This is a genomic window from Citrobacter werkmanii (assembly GCF_008693645.1).
Classification (GTDB): domain Bacteria; phylum Pseudomonadota; class Gammaproteobacteria; order Enterobacterales; family Enterobacteriaceae; genus Citrobacter; species Citrobacter werkmanii.
Map to the genome: position 1 here is coordinate 330,534 of NZ_CP044101.1, position 25,886 is coordinate 356,419.

General features: G+C 52.9%; 28 protein-coding genes and 1 pseudogene. 10 read left to right on the plus strand and 19 right to left on the minus strand.

Annotated elements, in window-relative coordinates; genetic code table 11:
- Positions 1 to 12: 12 nt before the first annotated feature.
- From ompL to yihU, 8 genes are all read right to left on the minus strand, one after another.
- Positions 13 to 705 (minus strand): porin OmpL, encoded by a 693-nt coding sequence (ompL, locus tag FOB24_RS02265; RefSeq protein WP_085049701.1) that lies wholly within the window; start codon positions 703 to 705, stop codon positions 13 to 15.
- 66 nt (positions 706 to 771) lie between these two features.
- The gene (locus FOB24_RS02270) at positions 772 to 2,193 is read right to left on the minus strand and encodes an MFS transporter (protein WP_085049702.1); all 1,422 of its coding nucleotides are present in this window, start codon (positions 2,191 to 2,193) and stop codon (positions 772 to 774) included.
- A 43-nt stretch (positions 2,194 to 2,236) separates the two neighbouring features.
- Positions 2,237 to 3,619 carry an MFS transporter gene (locus FOB24_RS02275; protein ID WP_038635856.1) on the minus strand — a complete coding sequence of 461 codons (1,383 nt, stop codon included), beginning with the start codon at positions 3,617 to 3,619 and terminating at the stop codon, positions 2,237 to 2,239.
- A gap of 45 nt (positions 3,620 to 3,664) precedes the next feature.
- Positions 3,665 to 5,701 (minus strand): alpha-glucosidase, encoded by a 2,037-nt coding sequence (locus FOB24_RS02280; protein WP_150344464.1) that lies wholly within the window; start codon positions 5,699 to 5,701, stop codon positions 3,665 to 3,667.
- A gap of 48 nt (positions 5,702 to 5,749) precedes the next feature.
- The gene (locus tag FOB24_RS02285) at positions 5,750 to 6,592 is read right to left on the minus strand and encodes an aldose-1-epimerase (RefSeq protein ID WP_150344465.1); all 843 of its coding nucleotides are present in this window, start codon (positions 6,590 to 6,592) and stop codon (positions 5,750 to 5,752) included.
- A gap of 18 nt (positions 6,593 to 6,610) precedes the next feature.
- On the minus strand, positions 6,611 to 7,852 hold the full coding sequence (gene yihS / locus FOB24_RS02290; RefSeq protein ID WP_137347103.1) for a sulfoquinovose isomerase: 1,242 nt from the start codon (positions 7,850 to 7,852) through the stop codon (positions 6,611 to 6,613).
- Between the two features lie 14 nt (positions 7,853 to 7,866).
- Entirely contained in the window at positions 7,867 to 8,742 is an 876-nt protein-coding gene (gene yihT / locus FOB24_RS02295) for a sulfofructosephosphate aldolase (RefSeq protein ID WP_087856642.1), read from the minus strand.
- A gap of 10 nt (positions 8,743 to 8,752) precedes the next feature.
- Entirely contained in the window at positions 8,753 to 9,649 is an 897-nt protein-coding gene (gene yihU / locus FOB24_RS02300) for a sulfolactaldehyde 3-reductase (protein WP_085049707.1), read from the minus strand.
- A gap of 166 nt (positions 9,650 to 9,815) precedes the next feature.
- Here yihU and FOB24_RS02305 point away from each other — a divergent pair, with 166 nt between their 5' ends.
- The 6 genes from FOB24_RS02305 (at position 9,816) to fabY (ending at position 14,540) form a co-directional block, all read left to right on the plus strand.
- Entirely contained in the window at positions 9,816 to 10,712 is an 897-nt protein-coding gene (locus tag FOB24_RS02305) for a sugar kinase (RefSeq protein ID WP_069324891.1), read from the plus strand.
- A gap of 33 nt (positions 10,713 to 10,745) precedes the next feature.
- The gene (locus tag FOB24_RS02310) at positions 10,746 to 11,549 is read left to right on the plus strand and encodes a DeoR/GlpR family DNA-binding transcription regulator (protein ID WP_038635877.1); all 804 of its coding nucleotides are present in this window, start codon (positions 10,746 to 10,748) and stop codon (positions 11,547 to 11,549) included.
- 105 nt (positions 11,550 to 11,654) lie between these two features.
- The gene (gene yihX / locus FOB24_RS02315; protein ID WP_038635879.1) at positions 11,655 to 12,254 is read left to right on the plus strand and encodes a glucose-1-phosphatase; all 600 of its coding nucleotides are present in this window, start codon (positions 11,655 to 11,657) and stop codon (positions 12,252 to 12,254) included.
- Positions 12,248 to 13,120 carry a virulence factor BrkB family protein gene (locus FOB24_RS02320; protein WP_085049708.1) on the plus strand — a complete coding sequence of 291 codons (873 nt, stop codon included), beginning with the start codon at positions 12,248 to 12,250 and terminating at the stop codon, positions 13,118 to 13,120. Before yihX ends, FOB24_RS02320 begins: the two co-directional genes overlap by 7 nt.
- Entirely contained in the window at positions 13,117 to 13,554 is a 438-nt protein-coding gene (gene dtd / locus FOB24_RS02325; RefSeq protein WP_003825289.1) for a D-aminoacyl-tRNA deacylase, read from the plus strand. The genes FOB24_RS02320 and dtd overlap by 4 nt, the downstream gene beginning before the upstream one ends.
- Positions 13,555 to 13,598: 44 nt before the next feature.
- The gene (gene fabY / locus FOB24_RS02330) at positions 13,599 to 14,540 is read left to right on the plus strand and encodes a fatty acid biosynthesis protein FabY (protein WP_032940213.1); all 942 of its coding nucleotides are present in this window, start codon (positions 13,599 to 13,601) and stop codon (positions 14,538 to 14,540) included.
- Between the two features lie 5 nt (positions 14,541 to 14,545).
- On the opposite strand, the pseudogene FOB24_RS02335 reads toward fabY, so the two are convergent.
- The 3 genes and pseudogenes from FOB24_RS02335 to FOB24_RS02345 all read right to left on the minus strand — a co-directional run bounded on the left by FOB24_RS02335 (position 14,546) and on the right by FOB24_RS02345 (position 16,042).
- Positions 14,546 to 14,834, minus strand: a pseudogene (locus tag FOB24_RS02335) (type II toxin-antitoxin system RelE/ParE family toxin).
- Positions 14,827 to 15,069, minus strand: a complete 243-nt coding sequence (locus FOB24_RS02340) for a type II toxin-antitoxin system ParD family antitoxin (RefSeq protein ID WP_150344466.1) — start codon at positions 15,067 to 15,069, stop codon at positions 14,827 to 14,829. The pseudogene FOB24_RS02335 and the gene FOB24_RS02340 overlap by 8 nt, the downstream one beginning before the upstream one ends.
- Before the next feature lie 64 nt (positions 15,070 to 15,133).
- Entirely contained in the window at positions 15,134 to 16,042 is a 909-nt protein-coding gene (locus tag FOB24_RS02345; protein ID WP_150344467.1) for an alpha/beta hydrolase, read from the minus strand.
- Positions 16,043 to 16,245: 203 nt separating this feature from the next.
- On the opposite strand from FOB24_RS02345, the gene FOB24_RS02350 reads away from it, so the two are divergent.
- Positions 16,246 to 16,488, plus strand: coding sequence for a ribbon-helix-helix domain-containing protein (locus FOB24_RS02350; RefSeq protein ID WP_001523745.1), 243 nt, complete (start codon positions 16,246 to 16,248; stop codon positions 16,486 to 16,488).
- Positions 16,488 to 16,862 carry a type II toxin-antitoxin system VapC family toxin gene (locus FOB24_RS02355; RefSeq protein WP_085049711.1) on the plus strand — a complete coding sequence of 125 codons (375 nt, stop codon included), beginning with the start codon at positions 16,488 to 16,490 and terminating at the stop codon, positions 16,860 to 16,862. The genes FOB24_RS02350 and FOB24_RS02355 overlap by 1 nt, the downstream gene beginning before the upstream one ends.
- A 36-nt stretch (positions 16,863 to 16,898) precedes the next feature.
- Here the strand turns inward: FOB24_RS02355 and fdhE are convergent, their stop codons facing one another.
- From fdhE to fdnG, 4 genes are read right to left on the minus strand one after another with little or no spacing between them, the layout of a single operon-like run.
- Positions 16,899 to 17,828, minus strand: coding sequence for a formate dehydrogenase accessory protein FdhE (fdhE, locus tag FOB24_RS02360; protein WP_006686145.1), 930 nt, complete (start codon positions 17,826 to 17,828; stop codon positions 16,899 to 16,901).
- Positions 17,825 to 18,460: a formate dehydrogenase cytochrome b556 subunit gene (gene fdoI, locus FOB24_RS02365; RefSeq protein ID WP_038635897.1), complete on the minus strand. Its 636-nt coding sequence runs from the start codon at positions 18,458 to 18,460 to the stop codon at positions 17,825 to 17,827. Before fdoI ends, fdhE begins: the two co-directional genes overlap by 4 nt.
- Positions 18,457 to 19,359, minus strand: a complete 903-nt coding sequence (gene fdoH / locus FOB24_RS02370) for a formate dehydrogenase O subunit beta (protein WP_003028691.1) — start codon at positions 19,357 to 19,359, stop codon at positions 18,457 to 18,459. Before fdoH ends, fdoI begins: the two co-directional genes overlap by 4 nt.
- Before the next feature lie 12 nt (positions 19,360 to 19,371).
- The gene (fdnG, locus tag FOB24_RS02375) at positions 19,372 to 22,422 is read right to left on the minus strand and encodes a formate dehydrogenase-N subunit alpha (RefSeq protein WP_137350704.1); all 3,051 of its coding nucleotides are present in this window, start codon (positions 22,420 to 22,422) and stop codon (positions 19,372 to 19,374) included.
- A gap of 194 nt (positions 22,423 to 22,616) precedes the next feature.
- Here fdnG and fdhD point away from each other — a divergent pair, with 194 nt between their 5' ends.
- Positions 22,617 to 23,453 (plus strand): formate dehydrogenase accessory sulfurtransferase FdhD, encoded by an 837-nt coding sequence (gene fdhD, locus FOB24_RS02380; RefSeq protein ID WP_110496328.1) that lies wholly within the window; start codon positions 22,617 to 22,619, stop codon positions 23,451 to 23,453.
- On the opposite strand, the gene FOB24_RS02385 is transcribed toward fdhD, so the two are convergent.
- Both FOB24_RS02385 and FOB24_RS02390 read right to left on the minus strand, forming a co-directional pair.
- Entirely contained in the window at positions 23,420 to 23,926 is a 507-nt protein-coding gene (locus FOB24_RS02385; RefSeq protein WP_085049713.1) for a YgjV family protein, read from the minus strand. The genes fdhD and FOB24_RS02385 overlap by 34 nt on opposite strands.
- A gap of 58 nt (positions 23,927 to 23,984) precedes the next feature.
- A complete protein-coding gene (locus FOB24_RS02390) occupies positions 23,985 to 24,506 on the minus strand; it encodes a Crp/Fnr family transcriptional regulator (RefSeq protein ID WP_150344468.1) in 522 nt (173 codons plus the stop codon).
- Positions 24,507 to 24,635: 129 nt separating this feature from the next.
- On the opposite strand from FOB24_RS02390, the gene FOB24_RS02395 reads away from it, so the two are divergent.
- Positions 24,636 to 24,848, plus strand: coding sequence for a YdgH/BhsA/McbA family protein (locus tag FOB24_RS02395; protein ID WP_038635907.1), 213 nt, complete (start codon positions 24,636 to 24,638; stop codon positions 24,846 to 24,848).
- 42 nt (positions 24,849 to 24,890) lie between these two features.
- Here FOB24_RS02395 and FOB24_RS02400 read toward each other — a convergent pair whose 3' ends face one another.
- Complete coding sequence (locus FOB24_RS02400; protein ID WP_038635909.1) at positions 24,891 to 25,214, minus strand: AzlD domain-containing protein; 324 nt, start codon at positions 25,212 to 25,214, stop codon at positions 24,891 to 24,893.
- On the minus strand, positions 25,214 to 25,873 hold the full coding sequence (locus tag FOB24_RS02405) for an AzlC family ABC transporter permease (protein WP_038635911.1): 660 nt from the start codon (positions 25,871 to 25,873) through the stop codon (positions 25,214 to 25,216). The genes FOB24_RS02400 and FOB24_RS02405 overlap by 1 nt, the downstream gene beginning before the upstream one ends.
- Between the last annotated feature and the right edge of the window lie 13 nt (positions 25,874 to 25,886).

Consider the following 25,886-nt stretch of genomic DNA (forward strand, 5'->3'; position numbering starts at 1 on the left):
ATCTCGGGAGTATCAGAAGAAATACTTTGCCCCAATACGAATCTGATTTTGCTCGCGATGATAAGGTTCCACATTGCGATCTAACCAGCGTAACTCCAGATAGGGTAGCCAGTGTTCATTGATACGATACTTAAAGGTATTTGTAATTTCCCAGTGATGATCTTTTCCGTTACTGCTGTTGAAGTCATTAACTCGTATAAAATAGTGCGGCTCAAAGGTATAGGAAAACTTATCGGTGATAGTAAAATTCCAGTAGTTACCTATTTCATAGGTATCGTTATTATCCTGATCACCGTTTAGGTCGGTTGAACTGTAGTTATTATGGTTATAACGATTACGCACGGTAAGATTAAACCACGGGGTAAATTTATAATTAACATCCAGGTAGGCAGCGCCACCGGAACCCGTACTCTTATCATTGATCAACCCACCGGGCTGGATAGTTAATTTATCCGTTGGTTTAAATAAAGGATACCAACCTTCTATTTCGTTATAGCCGTGTTTTAACTCATCCTTGCGTTGCATGGTGTAGGTGTTGGTGAGCATGATACCTGCGCCCATATCGGAGTTATAGCCAACGCGCATCATCACTTCTATCTGATCGGATGCCAGATTATATGCCTCGCGGTTCTCGACATAGGCGCCTGCAAAAACAGAAGTAGACATAACAGAGGATAAGAGAATTATTGTTGTTAACTTTTTCATAATAAATCCATTTTTTAAGCGTAGGGAGGCCGCCATCCATTAAGATGGAATAAGCGGCAATTATTTTTATACGTTTACAGCAGAGGTATTATTTTTAGTGGTAACAGGATCCGCTTGAGTGTTGTTTTTCTTCCGTTGGCTGATTTCCTCAATAATAAAAGCAAAACGCGTTTCATTGAGTTTATAAAATAAACCCATCGTGAATGCAGCGATAATAGCCAGCCCGCAAGGCCACAGAAAAATAAGCTGACGCAGGCCAAGCAGGGTGGCATCGCTCTGGGTTATGTTGGGAATATAACCGATTTGCGTCAGCATGATGCCTGGCAGGAAGCCCGCGAGCGCAGCGGAAATTTTGCGAGAAAAGGTATAACCCGTATACACCGAACCTTCCGCGCGGATCCCCGTTTTCCATTCGCCATAATCGACCGTATCCGGAACCAACGCCCAGTTCAGGCTGTTGACGAATGCTGTCCCGAAGAAGGCCATACAGGAGAATGTTACGAACAAAAATGACGTACTGCCCCAGAAAAAGTTCAAAACATCACCGACAGCCCATAATGCCAAACCGCCGAGATAAACCTGCTTTTTACCGAAGCGTTTCACGGTCGCGGGAACCAGCAACACGCCGACCAGAATGCATCCCATGCTGAAAAAACCCATCCACGACAGCAGATGAATATCATTGAGCACGTACTGGGTGTAATACACCTGGATTGCCAGTTTGATGTTGAATGCGGCCAGTGTACACAGGTTGGCGACACACAGCACCAGCAGCGGGGGATTACGGAAAATGGCACAGAATGATTTGAGAATGCTGGGCTTATGGTGATCCGGCACGATTTCGATATAACGTTCTTTCACACCGCTAAAGCACCACCACATGCTGAACAGCCCGCAGACTGAAAAGATCAATGCGGCAATCAGATAACCCAATGAGGGGGAACTGACAAACAGCGCCTGAATCGGCATAAAGCCAACGGTACACAATAGCAGACCCATGGTTGCGCCGCCCTGACGCCAGGCGGCGAGCTGAGCGCGTTCATGTGGGTTTTTCGTGATAGCTGGCACCATCGCGCCGTAGGAGCAGTTCATCAGGCTATAGAACAGACCAAACAGCATAAACAGCACCGTCGCCAGCCCGGTTTTCACCGTGAGCGTAAAATCTGTCGCTAAAAACTGCGCGCTGGCAACGATTGCGACAGGGAATGACGCATATAAAATAAAGGGTCTGAATTTTCCTTTTGTGCCAATATTTCGCCTTGAGTCCAGCAATACACCGGTCAGCATATCGGTAAAGGCGGTGAAGAACTTCGCCACCAGAAAGATAATCCCACCGTAATATGCAGGCATCCCTAGTTCATCGGTATAAAATTTAAGCAGATACAGCGTGCCGATACACAGCATCAAATTTGAGCCGAAGTCACCCACTCCGTAGGCGAATTTTTCACGCAGGCTCAGTTTTAGCGTTAGCGGATCATGAAAAGACATAATCGCTCCTCAATAGCGCCCCGTAGAGCGCTATTCATTATTATCAAACGGGTTGTTTACGTGCTTCTATCTCTTCAACGATGCGGACATACATCTTTTCGTTGAGATTGTAGAAACAGCCCATTGCCACGATGGTGATAACTGCCAGGGCACACGGATAAATAAAGATAAGCTGCCGCAAACCTTCGACCGTGCTCGCAGATTGCACCACGTTGGGGACGTAGCCGATTTGCGTCAGCATCCAGCCAGGGAAGAAGCCTGCCAGCGCCTGTGAAACTTTACGGAAGAAGGTGAAGCCAGTGTATACCGTGCCTTCAGAGCGTACGCCGGTACGCCATTCGCCATATTCCACCGTATCGGAGACCAGCGCCCAGTTCAGACTATTAACGAAGGCTGAGCCGAAGAACGCCAGACAAGAGAAGGCGACAAAGCTGACTGAGCCACCGCCAAGGAAGTAGTTAAGCAGATCGCCCGCGACCCAAATCAGCAGTCCGCCAATATAAACTTTCTTCTTACCAAAACGTCTGACCATCCCAGGCATCAGGAAGACGCCAATGAAGATACAGCCCATGCTGAAAAAACCCATCCAGGAAAGGAGGATCGGATCGTTCAGTACGTACTGGGTGTAATAGACCTGAATCGCCAGCTTGACGTTAAATGCGCCCAGCGTACAAAGGTTGGCAATGCACAGAATAAATAGCGGGCGGTTACCGGCGATGGCGCGGAAGGATTGCAGCAATCCCGGTTTTTGCGCGGCATCCACAGGTTTCACTTCCACGTAGCGTTCTTTTACACCGGCATAGCACAACCACATGAATAACAGGCCAAACAGCGAAAACAACGTGGCTGCGAAAATATAAGCCAGCTGTGAATTGCCTTCGATCAGGTTCATTACCGGTACAAAGCCGACGGTGCACAGCAGCAGCCCGAGAGTTGCGCCTCCTTGTCGCCAGGCGGCCAGCGACGCGCGTTCGTCCGGGTTTTTCGTGATTGCAGGCACCATCGCGCCGTAAGAGCAGTTCATCATGCTGAAGAACAGCCCGTACAGCATAAACAGCACCGTTGCCATGACCGTTTTACCGGTGACTTCAAACGGTGTACCGACAAAGTTGGCAATCGCCAGCAAGGTAACCGGAAATGCGGCATAAAGGACGAATGGACGGAATTTACCTTTCGGGCCGATTTTGCGGCGCGAATCGAGCATAATCCCGGTGCCCATATCAGTAAACGCGGTAAAAAACTTGGCGATAAGGAAAATGATACCGCCATAAGTTCCCGGTAAACCAAGGACATCAGTATAAAACTTGAGTAAATAGAGCGTACCAATGTCCAGCAGGATATTGGAGCCTAAATCACCCATCCCATAGGCGAGTTTTTCTTTGAACGGCAAGCGTAGGGTTGCCGGATTAGAGGAAGTCTGACTCATTATTATTCTCCATGTGCCCGCGAGTTGCCCCGCGGGCGAGCCGTGTTAGATGTTGCGTAAAGTGGCAAACAGTGATGCCCATTCACTCTTCGCGCGATAAAACACCGGAGGCTGGCCAATAGGCGCATCCACGGTAATTTCACCCCCCTGGTAAGTTTCCCCGGTCCAGACGTTGATCCAGCTATCCTCTGGCAGATACAGCGTCCAGTCGCTGCGTCCCTGTTCGTGAACTGGCGCTACCAGCAAATCTTGTCCCAGCAGGTACTGATACTTCAGGGTGTAAGTACGCGCATCGTCTTCGTAATGCAGGAACAGCGGGCGCATCACCGGCAGACCGGTGGCGCTGTTTTGCGCGACGGCCTGTTTGAGATACGGCTTCAGGGTGGTGAAGACGGTGGTCATGCGGGCAAAGTGGGCAATGGTTTCTACATCGCCATCAAACTGCCAGTTATCGCCCGGGCGGTTACCTTCATGGGTGCGCATCATCGGGGTGAAGGCGCTGAAATCACACCAGCGTAGCAACAGCTCTTTGCTGCGTTTCATGTCAAACAACGTGGTGTAACCACCGATATCGCTGTGGTGCAGACCGTGGCCGGTCATCGCCAGCGACAGCGCGGCAGAAACGACCGAGGCCAGACCATCGTCGAGGCTCCAGTCAACGTTCTGATCGCCCGCCCACATCATGGTGGAGTATTTCTGGCTGCCGGTGTAGCCCGCACGCATAAAGAACAGGATCTCGCCGAGCTTGCCGGTCTCCTGTAGCGCTTCGTAGTTACATTTCGCCCACAGTGCGGGCCACGCGTTATGCATAATTTCGGCGCTGACGCCGTTGTGCAGGTAAGTGTCGGTTGGCAGGTATTCGCCAAAGTCGGCCATCCAGCCGCCGCAGCCCAGCGCGATCATGTTCTTTTTGATCACTTCTTTGAACCAGCCGTAAGCTTCGGGGTTGGTCAGATCGACTACGCCGCCGTAAAACTCGCCGAACTCAACCAGATAGTCATCGCCAGAAGCATCTTTCGCCAGATAACCGTGTTTGGCTGCTTCAGCGCAGAGATCTTTGTCGCTGGCGACGTACGGGTTGATATAGGAGAGGAACTGCACGCCTTCTTCTTTCCACTGCTTAATACGACTGTCCAGTTGCGGGTAGTTGTCGCTGTTCCATTTCCAGTTCCACATCACGCGCTTACCAAAGGAGGTCATGCGGATCCCGGACCAGTCCTGTGCCCAGATGCCGTTAACTTTCACGCCAGCGTTACGCATGGTGTCCAGTTTGTTCTGGCAAATCTCAGTCCCGCCCTGAATGCCCAGCGTGACGCCGTCGTAAATCCAGTCCGGCAGCTCCGGCTGGCGGCCTAACAATGCGGTTAATTTCTCCAGCAGGGAGATGTAAGTGTCAGCGCACTCAAAGCGCAGGGTGGTTTTATCCTCCCACAACGCCAGTTCGTGATACTCCGGCGCGCTGAAGTCGAAATTCATATAGCAGCTGTTATCAACGTGGCAATAATACTTCTGCGTACTGACAAAGGTTGGTTGTGGGAAGAAGGTCCAGTAGTAGTCACCGCCAGCATTTTCTTTGCAGTCGGCCTGCCAGGTGACATAGCTTTTTTTGTTGCGGCCCACGCCCTGTTCGCTGGTCCACAGTGGGAATGGCTTACCGCGCAAATCGAAATAAGAGAACTGTTCGCCGCAGCCGTAAATATGGTCGTCTGGGTTAGCGGCCAGACGCAGCCATATACGGTTATGGCTGCGTTCCTCGTTATGAAGGTCGAGCTTCAAACGACCCTGTTCATCGGTAGAGATGTGCAGCGTGGCGTTGATAGTATTACCGCGGCTGAAATCTACCCGCCAGCCTTCAGGAGACTCGCTTACCGTGGCGTCGGTCAGGGCAATCTTCTCATTGAGCTTGTCTTTAATGCTGAAGTTACCGCGGAACATATCAATGTCGGCAACGCCAGCGCCAATCCACAGGCAAGGGGTCTCTGCGCTGTGACGTAAGATCGGGCGCTGGTGGTACGTCAGTGTAAATCCATTTTGTAACGTCGTCAGTTCTAATGCGGTGGACCGTTGTTGTAGCGAATTCATTTTCGTCTCCGTAAAAATAGGGTATTTCGGTAATTTGTCGGAAATCTGTTATTCACTGCCGATTAAAAAATGCATTTGATGCGTTTCTCCGGGCGCGAGATGAATCAGGCTAATCCCGGAGTTAAAGGCGTCGGGCGGGCAGGTCATCGGTTCTACCGCCAGGCCGCGGCGTGCTAATTTTTCGCCGGTATACACCTGCAGCCAGGGCTGGTGGCTGCGTAAATACGTCGACATGTTTTGAGCGGGGCTGGTCATCCTGACCTCCCACCCAGCGTCAGGCTGCAAGCTCCTGAATGTATGATCGAGAGTGGTTTGCGCGATTAAGCGCGGCGTTGTGAAATTGCGTTCATCACACATTTCTGTACTCATCGGGAGCATTAATTCGCAGCTATCGATGGGTTGCAAATTGCAGGTCAGGTAGGGATGTGCTCCCGCGCCATACGGTGCAGTTTCATCGCCCACATTCTGGGTACGAATAAAAACGTGCAGTCCGCGGGGAGCATCCAGCCGATAATTCACCTCTGAATACAGCGCAAAGGGATAACCATAAGAAGGCGGTAGAAAAATCGTCAGCGACACTTCCGTGTTCGACAGTTGGTTAATCTGCCAGTCGCGCCAGGCCAGTAATCCATGAATGGCGGTATGCGAAACAGGGTCGTTAACGGCAAGCTGATAGGTCTTGCCGTTATGTTGATAGCAGCCGTCTGCAACGCGGTTTGGCCAGGGAATTAACACTTTTCCCAAATGCGCCAGCGGCATCTCTTCCGGCTTATGTGGAATAACGACGTGACGCCCACGGTGCGTCAATTCTGCTAACCCAGCGCCAACCGTGACGATTTTCGCCTGGTAATGGCCAGCCTGAAGATGAAGGGTTTTTCCACCGCTATGCATGACTGCTCACCTCGTGATTTATTTGGCGTTGATATCCAGCAGACCGGCTGCCACCGCCGGAGCAAGACCCGGAGCCAGCGGCAAACGTGGGATCACGAGGCAGTGCAGCAGATGGTAAATATCCTGCTTACCGTCCCAGACTTTGGTAGTTACCTTGTTATCGGTATCCAGCTCCTGCCACCATGAACCGGTCTCGTAATCCATCAGATACGTGATGCAGTAATCCCACCACTTCTGATACCAGGCTTCGTACTGGCTGTCGCCAGTGAGGGTGTAGAGGGCGTAAGCGGTGCCCATGGCCTCGACTATCGGCCAACGCACTCTTTCACGCACGATGGGTTTTCCGTCCCAGTCCACCGAGTAGACAAAGCCGTCTGCGCCGTCCGGCGCCCAGGCATCGCGGATAGTGGCGTGGAACAGACCCTTGGCATCTTCCAGCAACCAGGCGGGAGGCGTTTCAAAGCGGGCCTCCAGCGCGGCATGCAGATGCAACATCAGGCGGCCCCATTCGATCCAGTGGCCCGGCGTGCCGCCGTAGGCGCGGAAACGATGCGCTGGATTATCTTTGTTGTAATCGCGGATTGGGTTCCACTGTGAATCGAAGTGTTCGTTGACGCGATACTCACCCCTGCGAGCCACATCGTGAATAATTACCGATGCGATACGTAGCGCGCGATCAAGCCATTTGCGGTCATGGGTAACGTCATAAACGATCAGGAAGGCTTCAACCGCGTGCATGTTGGCGTTGCCGCCGCGGTAATCTTCCGTCTGGCTGAAGGCTTCGTCCCAGGACTCCAGACACATCTGCTCATCTTCGCTCCAGAAGTACTTCTCAATCACTTCGATAGCGTCATCCAGCAATTGTCTGGCCTGTGGATGCCCGGTAGTGACCGCGCTGGCTGCACCAAGCAAGACGAAGAAATGCTGATAGCCCTGTTTGGAGGCATCCATCACGCCTTCGTCATTTACGCAGGCGTACCAGCCTCCGTAACGTGTGTCGCGTAGCGCGCCATTCAGCGCTTTAATTCCGTGATCGACTAGCTGATATGCGCCGGGGCGACCCATGGATGCGGCAACGGAGTAAACGTGCAGCATGCGGGCGGTGATCCACAGATGTGTTCCCATATCCGCTCTGACCTGACCACTATTTCCCAGCCAGCCAAAACCGGTAGGAACAGCAGCATTTTTACCAAAGTTAAAGATGCGGTCAGTTTCCTGCTCCAGCCAGCGATTGTGGCTTAAGGTGTTAAACCATTTCATGTTTTGATCCTCGATTAACGGCGGGCCATCATTTCGTCGACGATATCGCCCAGACGCTGCAACTTAGGTGCGGAAACGTCGCGCAGCATTAGTTCGGTGTCCGGCAGGCCAATAACTGATGACCAGACAGCACGCCCAGCCAGGAAGCCGGATGCGCCAGCGGTCATCGCCACACTGACCGCGCGTGGGAACAGTTTTTCATCCACACCAGAGGAGAGGATGACCCACGGCATGTTGATGTTTTCATGCAGACGCTGAGAGGCGCTGAGCAATTCCTGTTGGGGCCCTTTGCCGTACAGCGGCATCTCGACCTTGTAGAGATCGGCACCGCTATCGCCCAGCTCTTTCGCGGCATCGATAATGGCCTGTTCGCGATCGAACTTATCGCCACGACGCGGTGGACGAACAACCGGCTCAATGATGCTCAGCAGACCATTGGAATGGCATAGCTCATTGAATTCTTTGACCATATCCAGACGCTGCTGGGCATCTTCATCACTACGCCACAGCACCAGCAGTTTGAGAGCCTTGGCGCCATCTTGCTTCACGGCCTGTGGATTAATTTTTTTATCAATCACCACGCTATCGACCGGAATGCCATTACCCGGAATAAAGTCATCAGCGGCAACAATCATGGCGCAGCTTTTGGCGACCGCATTTTGCTCTACGACCTGGCGGTAGCAGAACTGCTGATCGACCAGAATGGCGGATGCATAGGGAGAAAGGATCTTCGCCGCATTGACTTTAAAGTCGGTCAGCACGCTGTCATTGATCGGGGATTTTGCACCCGCTGCGGCAAACATTAAGCGCATGGCTTCGCGCTGATCGACCGCCAGCATGGCAAAACCGCCGGAAGCGCGGGTGATATCTTTCAGGGTGTACTTCGTCATTGTTCAGTCCTTACTTATCTGTGTGTTTATTTAGCCCGGCGGATGCGCGAACCTGTTCAAGAATTGCGGTCCAGTCTTCCCGTCCACGGCCAGCGGCGCGTGCCTGGTTATAGACTTCGCGGGAGGCGGCGCCGAGCGGCATCGGCACATGCAGAAGGTTTGCGACATCCAGCGCGATGCCAAGATCTTTGTGAGCTAAATCGATCATGAAGGCGGGAGAAAGATCGCCTTTCAGCACTTTGTTCGGCCAGGAGGTAGTGAAATGGCCTTTTCCGGCAGGGGTGCCGCTCATTACCTTCAGAGCCACATCGAAGGAGAGACCGAGCGCTTCGCACAACACGGCTGCTTCGGCTGAGAGGGCGTTCAGCGCGATACTCATGTAATTGTTGATGAGCTTCACGCGGATCCCCATGCCGGGCCCCCCTGCGTTGATCAGCTCATTCCCCATCGCCATCAGCACCGGTGTGGCGCGTTCCACCTGTTCTGGTGTTCCGCCCGCCAGCAGCAGCAGCGTTCCCGCGATGGCGTGATCGGAGGTGCGTCCAACCGGGCAATCCATCATGTCAAAGCCTTTGGCACGCATATCGGTAATCAGTTTGTCGGTTTGCAGCGGGTGAATGGTGGACATATCAATCACCAACGCCTGCGGGGAGAGGCTTTCGCAGATGCCCTGTTCGCCGAACAGTACGCTGCGTACCAGATCGCCGTTGGGGAGCATAGTGATGACAAATTCCGCCCCTTTTGCTGCCTGAGCCGGGCTGCTGGCAGGCTGTGCACCTTTTTCCACCAGGCGCTGAACGGCATCCGGGTTAACGTCAAAGACGCTGAGTTGATGGCCCTGCTTCAGCAAGTTGCTCGCCATGGGGGAACCCATCTGACCTAATCCGATAAATGCTATAACTGCCATAACGTTCTCCTGAGACGTGGATGTCATTTTTTGTCATTTAAGGTCGTTTGTTTTTGTCTGTTTTTGATCGTATTTGTAATTTATGGTCAAAAAATTGACAGCCGTCACTTTTTAAACATTTTGTGAAATTAAAATGATCCCATCTTGAAACGCCTAAGGAATGACCATGATTCGTATTGCTTGTGTAGGGATTGCCGTAATGGATCGCATCTATTACGTAGAGGGGTTACCGACTGAAGGGGGGAAATATGTGGCGAAGCGTTATACGGAAGTGGGCGGCGGGCCTGCGGCAACGGCCGCTGTGGCTGCAGCGAAACTGGGGGCGCAGGTGGATTTTATTGGCCGTGTGGGCGACGATGACACCGGAAATAGCCTGCTGGCGGAGCTGGAATCCCTGGGGGTGAATACCCGCTACACCCGACGCTACGTGGGGGCGCAATCCTCCCAATCGGCAATTCTGGTTGATGCACAAGGGGAACGAATTATCGTTAACTATCCCAGCCCAGATTTACTGCATGACGCTGACTGGCTCAATGAGATCGATTTTTCCCAGTGGGATGTGGTGTTGGCGGATGTTCGCTGGCACGAGGGGACTAAACAGGCGTTCACGCTGGCACGCCGGGCGGGAGTCATGACGGTACTGGATGGCGATGTAACGCCGCAGGATATCCGTGAGCTGGTGACGTTAAGCGATCATGCCGCGTTCTCTGAACCAGGTCTGGCGCGTATGACCGGGATAAACGATCCACTGGTAGGACTGAAAAAAGCAAAAACGCTCACAAATGGACATGTCTATGTGACAAGGGGCAGTGACGGTTGCGACTGGATAGAAAATAATACATTGCAGCATCAATCAGGTTTTACCGTTGACGTTGTTGACACCACCGGGGCCGGAGATGTTTTTCACGGTGCGCTCGCATTCAGTCTGGCCAACGGAAATACTCCGGAAGACGCTGTCAGGTTCGCCAGTGGTGTTGCGGCGCTTAAATGCACGCGCCCGGGAGGACGAGCCGGAATCCCTGACTGTGATCAAACCCGATCTTTTCTGTCACTTTTTGTATAAAATGCCAGGGCAATGGTTTTTCGAGGAAATTTCATGAGTCTTACCGAACTGACCGGTAATCCGCGACACGATCAGCTACTGATGCTGATTAGCGAGCGCGGTTATATGAATATTGATGAGCTGGCCAGCCTGCTGGATGTGTCCACGCAGACCGTGCGTCGAGATATTCGTAAACTCAGCGAGCAGGGATTAATTACGCGTCATCATGGTGGCGCGGGCAGAGCCTCCAGCGTGGTGAATACGGCGTTCGAGCAGCGTGAAGTCTCGTGGACGGAAGAGAAAAAGGCCATCGCCGAAGCGGTGGCCGACTACATTCCTGATGGGTCAACGGTGTTTATTACTATTGGCACCACCGTTGAGCAGGTGGCGCGGGCGCTGTTAAACCATAATCATTTGCGCATTATCACCAACAGCCTGCGGGTGGCACACATTCTGTATAACAATCCACGTTTTGAAGTTATGGTGCCAGGTGGAACGTTACGCCCGCATAACAGTGGCATTATCGGTCCTTCCGCCACGGCATTTGTCGCTGATTTTCGCGCTGATTACCTGGTAACCAGCGTGGGGGCGATCGAAAGCGATGGTGCGCTGCTGGAGTTTGATGTCAACGAGGCCAGCGTCGTGAAAACGATGATGGCCCATTCAAGGCATATTCTGCTGGCTGCGGATCATACGAAATACACGGCTTCTGCCGCGGTAGAGATTGGCAATGTGTCTCAGGTGACCGCGTTGTTTACCGATGAATACCCTGGTCCCGCATTGCATAATTTACTCCAGTCTCAGCAGGTGGAAATTGTGCAGGTGAGTCCGTCACAGGATGATGCTCAGGTCGGGTAATTCTCTCCAATGATGGCTCGATAAATTCGCAGCCATCATTCGCGCATAGTCAAACTTCTTCTTTCCCGCTACAGTTATTCATCCACGGCGAATAAGGAGAAGGGCATGCTCTATATCTTTGATTTGGGTAATGTGATTGTCGATATCGACTTCAATCGCGTGTTAGGCACATGGAGCGATCTGAGCCGTGTACCGCTAGCTTCGCTAAAGCAAAGTTTCAGTATGGGCGAGGCTTTTCACCAGCATGAGCGAGGTGAAATAACCGATGAAGCGTTTGCTGAGGCACTATGCCACGAGATGGCGCTGCCGCTAAGCTACGAGCAATTTTCCCACGGCTGGCAGGCGGTTTTTGTCGCCTTGCGCCCAGAGGTTATCGATATCATGCACAAACTGCGTGAGCAGGGGCATCGGGTAGTCGTCTTGTCGAATACCAACCGTCTGCACACAACGTTTTGGCCGGATGAATACCCCGAGATCCGTCAGGCTGCTGACCATATTTATCTTTCCCAGGATCTGGGCATGCGTAAACCGGAAGCGCGGATTTACCAGCATGTCCTGCAGGCTGAAGGTTTTTCTGCGCATGATGCGGTCTTTTTTGACGATAACGCCGATAATATTGAAGGGGCTAACCGGTTAGGTATTACCAGTATCCAGGTCATCGATAAAGCGACCATTCCAGACTATTTCGCGAAGTTGTTATGCTAAAAAATGTTCAGCAACAAGCCAGGCATCATACGCGGCCCGTACGAGCCTGGCTGAAGCTGCTATGGCAGCGCATTGATGAGGACAACATGACGACGTTGGCAGGAAATCTTGCCTACGTTTCATTGCTTTCATTAGTACCGCTTATTGCCGTCGTTTTTGCGCTTTTCGCCGCATTTCCGATGTTTTCCGACGTCAGTATTCAGTTACGCCATTTTATTTTTGCGAACTTTATCCCGGCGACGGGAGACGTCATCCAACGTTATATCGAACAGTTTGTCGCCAACTCGAACAAAATGACCGCCGTCGGGGCATGTGGGCTGATTGTGACGGCGTTATTACTGATGTATTCCATTGATAATGCGCTGAATACTATCTGGCGTAGTAAGCGTACTCGGCCCAAAGTTTACTCTTTTGCCGTTTACTGGATGATTTTAACGCTGGGACCTCTACTGGCGGGGGCCAGCCTGGCGATCAGCTCTTATCTGTTGTCATTGCGCTGGGCCAGCGATCTCAACACGGTGATTGATAACATTCTGCGTATTTTCCCGCTGGTGCTTTCCTGGCTTTCATTCTGGCTGCTTTATAGCATCGTGCCGACCACGCGCGTCGCTAACCGGGATGCGGTTATTGGTGCCTTTGTAGCCGCCGTATTGTTCGAGGCCGGAAAGAAAGGATTTGCGCTCTACATCACGATGTTCCCGTCTTATCAGCTCATTTACGGTGTTCTTGCGGTGATCCCCATTTTATTTGTCTGGGTGTACTGGACGTGGTGTATCGTCTTGCTAGGCGCGGAAATAACTGTCACTCTCGGGGAATACCGCAAACTTAAACAAGCCGCAGAACAAGAAGAAGCAGAGCAACCATGATTGCATTAATTCAGCGCGTAACCCGTGCCAGCGTCACCGTGGAGGGCGAGGTGACGGGTGAAATTGGCCCAGGACTTTTGGTCCTGTTAGGTGTCGAAAGGGATGATGACGAACAAAAAGCGAACCGCCTGTGCGAACGCGTACTCGGCTATCGAATCTTTAGCGATGCTGAAGGCAAAATGAACCTGAATGTGCAGCAGTCAGGCGGCAGCGTGCTGGTGGTCTCGCAATTTACGTTGGCGGCAGATACTGAGCGCGGTATGCGCCCGGGCTTTTCAAAAGGCGCCGCGCCCGATCGGGCAGAAGCACTGTATGAGTACTTTGTTGAGCGTTGCCGCCAACAGGAAATGAATACGCAAACCGGTCGATTCGCTGCGGATATGCAGGTTTCGCTGGTTAATGATGGCCCCGTGACGTTCTGGTTACAAGTATGAACCAGCTACCGGTGTGGCCGCGGGCAACAAGAGAGAGTACAGCTATGTATCACCTTCGAGTACCGCAAACAGAAGAAGAGTTGGAGCGTTACTACCAGTTTCGCTGGGAGATGCTGCGTAAACCGTTGCACCAGCCAAAAGGCTCCGAACGGGATGCCTGGGACGCAATGGCGCATCACCAGATGGTGGTGGACGAAGAGGGGAATCTGGTCGCGGTAGGACGTCTGTATATCAATGCGGATAACGAAGCCTCTATACGCTTTATGGCCGTTGACCCTTCCGTGCAGGAGAAAGGACTGGGTACGCTGATGGCGATGACCCTGGAATCTGTAGCGCGTCAGGAAGGGGTAAAGCGGGTAACCTGTAGCGCCCGTGAAGATGCGGTCGAATTTTTCGCCAAACTGGGGTTTGTGAGCCAGGGAGAGATCACCACACCGCAAACCACGCCGGTGCGCCACTTTTTGATGATTAAGCCCATTGCTACATTGGACGATATTCTCCATCGCGGCGACTGGTGCGGACAGTTACAGCAAGCCTGGTACGAACATATTCCCTTGAGTGAGAAAATGGGCGTGCGTATTCAACAGTATACCGGGCAGAAATTTATTACGACGATGCCCGAGACGGGGAATCAGAATCCGCACCATACTCTGTTTGCCGGGAGCCTGTTTTCTCTGGCCACGTTAACGGGGTGGGGGCTGATCTGGCTGATGCTGCGCGAACGTCATCTGGGGGGAACCATTATCCTTGCCGATGCACATATCCGCTACAGCAGGCCGATCACCGGGAAGCCTACCGCCATCGCCGACCTGGGCTCGCTGAGTGGCGATCTCGACCGTCTGGCGAGAGGGCGTAAGGCGCGTGTGAAGATGCAGGTCGAGGTATTTGGCGATGACTCGCCAGGCGTCGTGTTTGAAGGCACGTATATTGTGCTACCCGCGAAACCGTTTGGCGCATATGAAGAGGGCGGGAATGAGGAAGAGTAGCTCCTCTAGCTGAAATGTAATATTGGGTTCATTTGCTGATGTAAAATGCGGATTATGAGAATGCCCATAATCCGCATTTTGATAAAAAATCGCATATTGTCGATGATTGTATTGACGGGTACCTTCCTTAATCTCAGAACGGTTGCGCCCCATCAAAGCGTTTTTCTCTAACAGTAAAAAAAGCTGTTCCATCTCAGTAGTGTATTTATCTGCCTGTTGATAACCGAATTTTCTCCAAGTGTATTCATAGATAGATTCAAAGTCTTCGACTGCCTGATTAGAGAGTTTATACATTCAGACTGCGCTTTTTCCTTTGCGCGACCTCCTGTAGAGTCAGGTCGCTTGTGCCGCTGTGTATCCCATCCCCCAGCGCGTCGCGTAATGCGCTATTTCGCAATTCTTGTTCCTCCAGTAAACGTAATGCCGAACGGACAACTTCGCTGGTGGAACCATAGCGCCCACTTTCAATCATTTCGTTAACAAAACGATCGAGATGCTCGCCAATTGTAATGCTGGTAGTTCTGGGCATAGGTTTGTCCTCTGTGTTATCTATTCACACAAGATAGCACCCGTGGACGAAAATATGAACAAACTTACTGACCAAGCCGCCAGGCCACATCTCGCATGGCGCTTCGTGCCGCCTGGCTCACACCTGCGAGCTGGAAAAAGCCATGAATGACACCGAGATAGCGCTGGCAAGTACATTCCACTCCCTGTTCCAGGAACCGTTGATACAGGGCCTCGCCTTCATCGCGCAGTGGGTCGAATTCGGCAGTAATGATGTGCGTGGGTGGCAGACCGGTGAAGTCTTCACGCCAGAGCGGACTGGCTTCAGGATGCAGTGGATCGGTTCGCGGCATATACATCTCGTAGCCTGAAAGCAGCGTGTCACGCGTGATAATGTAATCCTGCCCGTTACGGGCGTAGCTCTCAAATCTGGCGGTGGCGTCCAGCAAGGGATAGATCAGCATCAGCTGTGCAGGTTGCCATTGACGGGCGGCTTTCAGGCGTAGCGCGGTGACCAGCGCCAGATGCCCGCCCGCGCTGTCACCGGCAAGCGTAATGTTCGCGCGGTCTATCCCCAGTTTATGGGCATATTTCCAGATAGTATTGGCTCCGGCTTCGGCATCGTTATGTGCTGCCGGGAAGGTGTGCTCTGGCGCAAGGCGGTACTGCACCGCAATTACGCGACAGCCGCTGTAAAAAGCTAACTGCCTTAGCTGGTTATCGTGAGTAGCAAAACCACCGCTGACAAAGCAGCCGCCGTGATAATAGATAACACAGGGTAGCTTCCCCATGGTGTCCCGTGGCGAAACCACGCGAAACGTCATGGCATCAAGTTCAATATCTTCAACCTGGACGCAGGTTTCTGTTTCCCCTGCCAGCATCGTACTGGCGATGTAGCCTGCTCTCCGGTCATCAATATTCTGCTCGCGAGAAGAGGGGCGCCCCACCGCGATAAATTCCTCCACTAACTGCGCAATCCCGCTTTCCAGTGTCATTTTTATTCCCTTTCTCTGTATAGATATACAGTGTTATAGCCTGGTTTGGTACGAATGGAAATGGGAAAAGTGGGCTGCGTACGATTCTGGAAAGCGGCTCGCAAAAATAGAAATCGTTCGCGTAATAACTATTTTCTCGTCAGTCTCAGGTGTATGTTGTTTGAAAAATAAGCGCGAATGATATACTGGAGGTATATGTGAGTATGATGGCTGGGATGGATATGGGCAGAATTTTACTCGATTTATCAGACGACGTGATTAAACGGCTTGACGATCTCAAGGTGCAACGCAACCTACCTCGTGCAGAACTCTTGCGGGAGGCCGTTGAGCAGTATCTGGAAAGACAGGATCGGGCTGAAACCACAATTTCGAAAGCATTGGGGCTCTGGCAAGGCTGTGAGGAAGATGGTGTTGAATACCAACGTAAACTTCGTGAGGAATGGTAATGGTCAAAGGGGCTGCGCTTTTTGATACCAATATCCTCATCGACCTGTTTAGCGGGCGAAGTGAAGCAAAACTGGCGATAGAAACATGGCCGCCACAGAACGCAATCAGTCTCATTACATGGATGGAGGTGATGGTAGGCGCAAAAAAATACCATCAGGAGGCCCGTACTCGCATTGCGCTAGGCGCTTTTAACATTATTGGTGTTTCACAGGATATTGCTGAGCGAAGCGTGAATATCAGGCAAGAATACGGGATGAAATTGCCGGATGCCATTATCCTGGCTACTGCGCAGATTCATCATCTGACACTGGTTACGCGTAATACCAAAGATTTTGCAAGCATATCCGGTGTGGTCACACCGTATACGTTATAGTCCGGGCGACCAGCGTCGCCCGGCAGTACTGGGGTTTTACTCCCCTTCACCCGGGAATAAGAACGGGTTGATGGAGCTGCGGGCAAAGCCTTCTTGCTCCATGTGTGCATCCAACATCAGGGAAGCGAGGTCGTCGGCCACGGCCTCGACTTTCGGGTCTTTTTCCTGGTAGAGAATCTTCAGGTAAGTCCCGCAGTCGCCGCAGCTTTCCGCTTTAATTGCCGCCTGCTCGTTATCCAGCGACCAGTAGTTCAAATCGCGGCTCTGTTCGCAGTTGCTGCACTTCACGCGCACCACGTGCCATTCGGTTTCGCACAGGTTGCAGTGCAAATAACGTAGTCCCTGCGTTGTGCCGATTTGCACCACGCTGGAGACCGGCATCGAACCGCATACCGGACAGAACTGGCGTTGTTCGCCGTACTCAGCGCGCGCTTTGCCGGGGATCAGGCTTGCCATCTGTGCCCAGTAGAGCGACAGCGCAGCCCAAATAAACGGGGCTTTGTCGCTGCTGACGGAGGCAAAATCTGAGGCAAATAACGCGCTGGCCATCAGCTCCAGTTCCTGCTCAGAGGCTTTTTCCAGATTCTCGATTACGGCCAGTGCAGGGCCGCTCATCTCCGGCTTCAGCTCAGCAATTAGCGATTGCAGCAGTTTTTGCCAATGTTTGTCGCGTGGCAGGACGTGGATATCCAGCGGCGGCTTGCCCTGATCGTTCGCTTCTTTGATACGAGCGGTCAGATCCATCTGCAGCGGATGATCGTACAGCACCACTTCTTGTGCGTGGGCGATCAGCGCGGCAAAGCGCAGATAATCGCCCAGCGGGTTGTTTTCGGCCAGCTCGCGCAGACGTTCAGCACGGCGGTTATACAAATTTTTGAGTCTGGGGAACAATAACGGCGGAATCATATCCGCCGTGCGTTTCTCGCTCGAACCCAGCTCATCTTGCGGGATTATGCGAATACTCATTCAGATGATTTTTCCTGTTTCTGGCGGACTTCACGGTACCAGCGCGGATGATGTTTCTTCGCCCACGATTTAGTAACCCATCCCTCCACCATCGCGGTAATGGTGCCTTTCACCCAAAGGGCGGCGTAAATGTGCACCATGATAACCACAATTAACGCTACTGCGGCAAATGAATGCAGCATTAACGCGAATCGGATCACCGGGATTGAGAAAGCAGGCGCAAAATACGGACGCCAGATGATCACTCCGCTCACCAGTAACAGCACCAGGAAGATAATCGCCGCCCAGAATACGCATTTCTGGCCGAAGTTATAACGTCCCGTGTCACCTACTTCCTCGTTGACGACAATCTTACGAATATTCTTCGCCCAAAAGATATCATCCCGATTGATTAGATTGTGGTGCCAGTAACGGAAAAACATGATGATAAACGAGGCAAACATGATCACGCCGACAAACGGGTGCACAATTCGCGCCAGTTGCGGCGTGCCCATGATGTGCATCAGCCAGTTAAAAGACGGGAAGAGAAAACCCATCCCGCTCACTGCCGCCAGAATAAAGCAGAAGGCGGTTACCCAGTGGTTGATGCGTTCCGGCGCCGTGTAGCGCACGATGGTGTCACGTCGTTTCATTTGCGCACCTCGTCTTTCTCTTCATGCAGATTGTCTTCTTCCTCTTCCGCACGGTTTGGACCCACACCGACGTAGTGGAAGATACTGGCCGCAAACGTCGCTGCGAAGCCGACCGCTGCCAACGGTTTCCAGATGCCTTTCCAGAACTTCACGGTGGCGCTGATTTCCGGGTTCTCCGGCAGACCGTGGTACAGATTCGGCTTGTCGGCATGGTGCAATACGTACATCACATGCGTACCGCCAACGCCCGCTGGATCGTACAGGCCCGCGTTTTCGTAGCCACGCGTTTTCAGTTCCGCCACGCGCTCACCAGCCAGCGTTTTCATCGACTCTTTGGTGCCGAAATGAATCGCCCCGGTTGGGCAAGTTTTCACGCAGGCCGGTTCTTGCCCGACCACCACACGGTCGACGCACAGCGTACATTTGTAGACGCGGTTGTCTTCCGGGTTGAGGCGCGGCACATCGAACGGACAGCCAGCAATGCAGTAGCCGCAGCCGATGCACTGCTCGGACTGGAAGTCGACGATGCCGTTGGCATACTGAATGATTGCGCCTTCAGCCGGGCATGCCTTCAGGCAGCCTGGATCGGCGCAGTGCATACAGCCATCCTTGCGGATCAGCCACTCAAGTTTGTCGTTCTGTTCCACTTCCGAGAAGCGCATCACCGTCCAGGATTTGGCGGTCAAATCAGCCGGGTTATCGTACACCCCAACGTTGTTGCCCACTTCATCACGGATGTCGTTCCACTCGGAACACGCAACCTGACAGGCTTTACAGCCGATGCAGGTCGTGACGTCGATAAGTTTCGCCACCTCTTCCTGGTGATCCCGCGCCTGAGGCGCGGGGGTGAAACCGTTAGTGGCGGATCGACGAATGATGTCTTGCGATTGATAAGCCATAGGTCGTCTCCGTTACACCTTTTCCACGTTCACGAGGAAGGACTTAAATTCCGGCGTCTGCGTGTTCGCATCACCGACGAATGGCGTTAACGTGTTAGCGATAAAGCCTTTTTTCGCCACACCTTCGTAGCCCCAGTGAATCGGAATACCGATGGTATCGATATCCTTACCGTTGGCCTGTAGCGTACGAATACGTTTGGTCACCACTGCTTTGGCCTTGATGTAGCCGCGGTTAGAGGAAACTTTAACGGTATCGCCATGGGAGATGCCGAGCTTATTCGCCAGCTTCTCGCCAATTTCCACAAACTGCTCCGGCTGGGCGATGGCGTTTAGCAACGCATGCTTGGTCCAGTAGTGGAAGTGCTCGGTCAGACGATAGGTTGTACCGACATACGGGAACTTATCCGCTTTACCCAGCGCTTCCGCGTCACCCTTAAAGATACGCGCGGCAGGGTTAGAGATAACGTTCGGGTGCAGCGGGTTAGTGCCGAGCGGCGTTTCAAACGGCTCGTAGTGTTCCGGGAACGGTCCTTCCGCCATCTTATCAATAGCAAACAGGCGTCCCATCCCTTCCGGCTGCATGATGAACGGCCCGACGTCAGTACCCGGTGCGGCGGCGCTATAGTCTGGAATATCCATCCCGCTCCATTTCGCGCCATCCCATTTCAGGATCTGACGTTTTGGATCCCACGGATTTCCCTGCGGGTCTGCGGAAGCACGGTTATAAAGAATGCGGCGGTTAAGCGGCCATGCCCAGGCCCAACCCAGCGTATTGCCAAGGCCCGACGGGTCGGCGTTATCGCGTCGCGCCATCATATTACCTTCCGGCGTCCAGCTACCGGCAAAAATCCAGCAGCCGCTGGAGGTCGTGCCGTCATCGCGCAGTTGGGCGAACGAGCTGAGCTGTTGGCCTTTCTTGACGATTACCGCGCCGGTTGCCGGGTCGATAATATCAGCCAGCGCTTTCCCGTTGCTCTCCATCGCCACTTCTTCCGAAGCCGGTTCATGCGGTGTGGAGTAGTTCCAGGTCATGCTCAGCACCTGTTCCGGGTTCGCGCCACCTTGTTCGGCATACATCTTGCGCAGACGCAGGAAGATACCGGCGAGGATTTCGCCATCGGTTGCGGCAATCCCTGGGGCATCCGCGCCTTTCCAGTGCCACTGCAGCCAGCGACCAGAGTTGACGATCGAACCGTTCTCTTCGGCAAAGCAGGTGGACGGCAGACGGAATACTTCGGTCTGGATTTTCGACGGATCAACATCGTTCGACTCACCATGGTTCTGCCAGAAGGTGGAGGTTTCCGTGTTGAGCGGGTCGATAGTGATCAGATACTTCAGTTTGGACAGTGAAGCCACGACCTTGTTTTTGTTCGGGAATGAGGCGACCGGGTTAAAGCCCTGGCAGATATAGCCATTCACTTTGCCCTGGTTCATCATCTCGAAGTACTGCAGGACGTCGTACCCTTTATCCCACTTCGGCAGCCAGTCGAAGCCCCAGCTGTTTTCCGCTGTCGCTTTATCGCCAAAGAAGGCTTTCATCATCGAAACGAAGAATTTCGGGTAATTGCCCCAATAGTTTACCTGGCCTTCCAGCAGCGGTTTTGGCGTGTTGGCGGCAAGGTAGGTTTGCAGGTCGGTCTGTTTTTCGCTTGGCAGCGTCAGATAACCCGGCAGGCTCTGTGACAGCAGACCAAGGTCGGTCAGTCCCTGAATGTTGGAGTGACCACGCAGGGCGTTAACGCCACCGCCGGCCATGCCCATGTTGCCGAGGAGCAACTGGATCATCGCCATCGTACGGATGTTTTGCGCCCCCACGGAGTGTTGCGTCCAGCCCAGCGCGTACAGGAATGATGCGGTTTTGTCTTTGGCGCTGGTTTCTGCGATGTATTCACAGACCTTCAGGAAATCGGCCTTCGGCGTACCGCAGATATTCTCTACGACCTCCGGCGTATAGCGGGAGACGTGCTGTTTGAGCAGGTTCCATACACAGCGCGGATGTTGCAGAGTCACATCGCGTTTGGCGAAGCCGTTTTCATCCAGCTCATAGTTCCAACTGGTTTTGTCATACTTGCGTTTGTCCGCGTCGTAGCCGGTAAACAGGCCATCTTCGAAGCCATAATCCTCACGCACGATCAGACTGGCGTTGGTATAGGCCTCGGTATATTCGCGGTTGAATTTTTCGTTATTCAGCAGGTACAGCATGACGCCTGACAGGAAGGCAATGTCAGTACCGGAACGAATTGGGGCATAGAAATCAGCCACCGCTGCGGTGCGCGTAAAGCGAGGGTCAATGACAATCAGCTTGGCGCCGTTGTGAATTTTCGCTTCCATCGCCCAGCGGAACCCGACCGGGTGAGCTTCAGCGGCGTTACCGCCCATCACCACAACGAGGTTGGCGTTTTTAATGTCGACCCAGTGGTTGGTCATCGCACCGCGACCAAATGTTGGAGCAAGACTTGCTACCGTTGGTCCGTGTCAGACACGCGCCTGGTTGTCGACCGCGAGCATACCCAGCGCGCGGGAGAATTTTTGCGTCAAATAGCCGGTTTCGTTACTGGAAGCGGATGCACACAGCATCCCGGTGGAAAGCCAGCGGTTAACGGTTACGCCTTCGGCGTTTTGTGCAACGTAGTTAGCGTCGCGGTCTTCTTTCATCAGCTTAGCGATGCGGTCGAATGCTTCATCCCAGCTAATTTGCTGCCACTTATCTGAGCCTGGTGCGCGGTATTCCGGGAATTTCAAACGGCTTTCAGAGTGGATGAAGTCCACAAGACCTGCGCCTTTCGGGCACAGCGCGCCGCGGTTCACCGGGTGATCCGGGTCCCCTTCAATATGGAAGATGGATGCTTTGGCGTTTTTTGCTCCGTCACCGAGGCTGTACATTAACAGCCCACAGCCAACGGAACAGTAGGTGCAGGTGTTACGGGTTTCGCGGGTGCGCAGCAGTTTATATTGCCGTGTTTCCGCGAGCGCTACACCGGGTGCAAAGCCCAGTGCCGCTGCCGTGGTGCCTGCCATACCGCCAGCGCAGATCTTAAAGAACTGCCTTCTGCTGACCTGCATGGTTTGCTCCTTGTTTCGACATTGTCACATTCCCTTCGCATTTCTGCCATGCCAACGCGTGGGAAGTGGTTGTTATTTTTCTTTGCGGACGGGACCGCAAAGGTCCAGAATTGGGTGAATTTCCCTCCGTCCAGGAGGGATTTGTAAAGAATACCACAATGTTGGTATGCGTGTTCCAATATGGTTAAAAGAAAGTGAATAAGATTATTCAAGAAAACATTAAGAATGTGACATCTCCGACAGGATCGCGCCAATTGACGCTCTGGAAGCGCGAGGATTTGCAACATCCTCAGCCTGATGAAGTCGCTGAAGAAGTGCCTGTTGCGCTGGTCTATAACGGAATTTCACATGTGGTGATGATGGCGTCACCGAAAGATCTTGAGCATTTCGCGATGGGTTTTTCACTTTCTGAAGGCATTATTGAGTCCCCGCAAGATATTTACGGGATGGACGTGGTTCCTTCCTGCAACGGATTAGAAGTTCAGATTGAGCTATCCAGCCGCCGTTTTATGGGGTTGAAAGAGCGTCGTCGCGCACTGGCTGGTCGCACCGGTTGTGGCGTTTGCGGCGTGGAGCAGCTCAATGACATCGGCAAACCGGTCCAGCCTCTGGCATTTACCCAGACATTTGATCTGACGCTCCTCGATAACGCCTTAAGGCATCTCCATGATTACCAGCCCGTGGGGCAACTGACCGGCTGTACGCACGCGGCGGCATGGGTACAGCTTTCAGGTCATCTGGCAGGTGGACATGAAGACGTTGGGCGTCATGTCGCGCTGGATAAACTGCTGGGGCGTCGGGCGCTCGAAGGGGAAACCTGGCAACAGGGCGCGGTATTAGTTTCCAGCCGCGCCAGCTACGAGATGGTGCAGAAGTCGGCAATGTGCGGCGTGGAGATCCTGTTTGCCGTTTCTGCGGCGACAACGCTCGCTGTGGAAGTTGCCGAACGCTGTAACCTGACGCTGGTGGGTTTTTGTAAACCGGGCAGGGCGACAATCTATACGCATCCGGAGCGTCTGATCGCGAAGTGACGCCACCAGGCGGCCAGGATACTGCCTGAAAATGCCAGTTCCATTATTACGGCAACGGGCGAGCCGACAATCACATTGTTCAGTAGCCAACACAGACTGCCGCACAATGTGTATCCGCGTAGTTTCCCACTGCGTTTTTGAAACGACGCAAAGGTCATCAGCAGGCTTCCCATCAGCGGCAAAATGCTTGACAGATTTTGCCAAAGATAAACGCTACACAGCAGCGACCCCAGCATAAATCCCCACATAGCCCAGCGGTGAAACGTGACGATGGCCGTCGCGTAGCGGCATGCGGCGATGACCATTAACCCAGCCGCAGCATCTTGATCCAAAAGGGAGAAATGGATAGCGAGCAGGGAAGTGGAGGTGGTGAGCAGAGATAAGGTGATGGCCCGGCGTTGAAAATGAAAAGCGGAAATATCCAGCAAGAAGCTGATACCGGCCAGAATCTGAGAGAGAAGAAATGCGTTCATAATGTGCGCCAACCGTTGCAGAGTGGCGGGACAATACTCGACGCATTCACATAAGGCGTTAGCTTTTGTTAAGACGCTGGCGAATACGAGACAGGCTAACGGGATTAATACCGATATAGTTGGCGAGATCGCGCTGAGTGAGCTGCGACTCCCAGTCCGGGAAGTGTGTTTGTACATACCGGTAGCGCTGCTCTGGGGTATTGAGCAGCAGCATTTGCTCTTTTTTCTCTTTGTAGATCAATTGCTGAATCAGTAGCTGGGTCTTAATATCCTGATTTTCCGGCGCATCCAGCAAAGCCAAAGAAATTTCACTGGTTTCTCCTGCGGTAATCATTTGCAGACTGTAATCAGCAGGCGTTTTGGTCAGCCAGTTCAGGTACAGAAAGCAGTACTCCCCGGCAAAGTAGAACTCTTTAACCCGTTCTGAGCCATGTGGAGAGTGGTACACCGCACGTGCAACGCCATGATGCAGAAAGTATATCTTGTTTTGAGGCTCACCCTGGCGATGCAACCAGGCACCCGCAGGTTGTGGCTTTTTTCGATGGCCTGGCAACAATGTTTGCTTGTGTTCAATTGACATTTTATCACTCAAATAATTTGAATAAGACAGGCAAATCCTTCCGCTTTTAGTTGTGTGATGAGATGGCTATTATTTATCACATCAAGGCACGGTGCCTTACTCAAACAACTAAGTTAAAGGGTTTATATCATGAAAAGCATCAAAACTTTTGTCGCAGTTATCGCTCTGGCTACTTCTTTCGGTTCATTCGCTGCTCAGACTGTTACCGCAACGGGTTCTACGCTGGAAAGTGCTGAAGCAAGCATTGCCGCTCAGGCTGAACGTGCAGGCGCCAGCGATTATAAAATCACCCAGGCTTACACCGGTAACCGCGTGCACATGACCGCTGAACTGCTGAAATAAGATACCTAAGTACTGTAGAAAGAGCGCCTTTGAGGCGCTTTTTTAGTTTATGCCCGCCATCCTCAACAGCGCGGTCACCACAGCGGCGGCAACGATCACCACGATCAGCGGCATTTTGCGCCAGGCGAGAAAGACCGCGAAGCCAACCCCAAGAACACGCGCCATTCCAGCAAAGTGTTCACCTTCATAAAAGGTGGTTGCCAGCGCGACGGAAAACAGCAATACCGTTGCGGCATCAGAAAGCAGGGCCTGCGAGCGTTCCGAGAACGCTAAACGACTCCCCAGTTTTGCTCCGCCTAAACGCATTAAATACGTTCCCAGAGATAATATGGCGATACCAACGATAAACAGCGTCATGTTGCCCATTATTTTTTCCTCGTCAGTAAACCAAACAGTGAGAGCAGTACCGGCAGGCCCACCGGCGCGAAAGGTATAGATGCGAGCGACAGCGCGGCACCGCTACAGGCGCGGATCAGCGTGGTCCGATTTTTAAAGGCCGGAACCACTAACGCCAGCAAAATGGCCGGGAAAACGGCATCCAGACCGATGGTTTCCGGGGCCGGGAGCAGTTTGCCGACACCTGCGCCAATCAGCGTGCCAATCGGCCAGAAAATGGCGACGCCCAGGCCGCATAGCCAGTAGGCGGCTTTACGCTGTTCCGGTGTTTTTTGCGACAGGCCGAACACTACGCTTTCGTCGTTCATGATATGGCAACCGAGGAAACTGGCGGCCCGGGAGCCCACCAGGTCACGCACCGTGACGCCAAACGGCACGTGCCGGGCGTTCACCAGTAAACCGGCAGCCGCAGCCGCCAGGGGGTTACCGCCGCTGGCGACGATGCCGATAAACATAAACTCGGACGCGCCGGCCAGTACCGTAATAGAAAGCACAAACGGTACCCACAGCGGGAAACCGTAAGCCATCGCCAGCGAGCCATATGACATGCCGACAACGCCGACGGCCAGACAGACGAGAAATATTGCTTTCAGCGTGTCGCCTTTGAGACAGGAAAAATAATGTTTCATACCATTTTAGCCA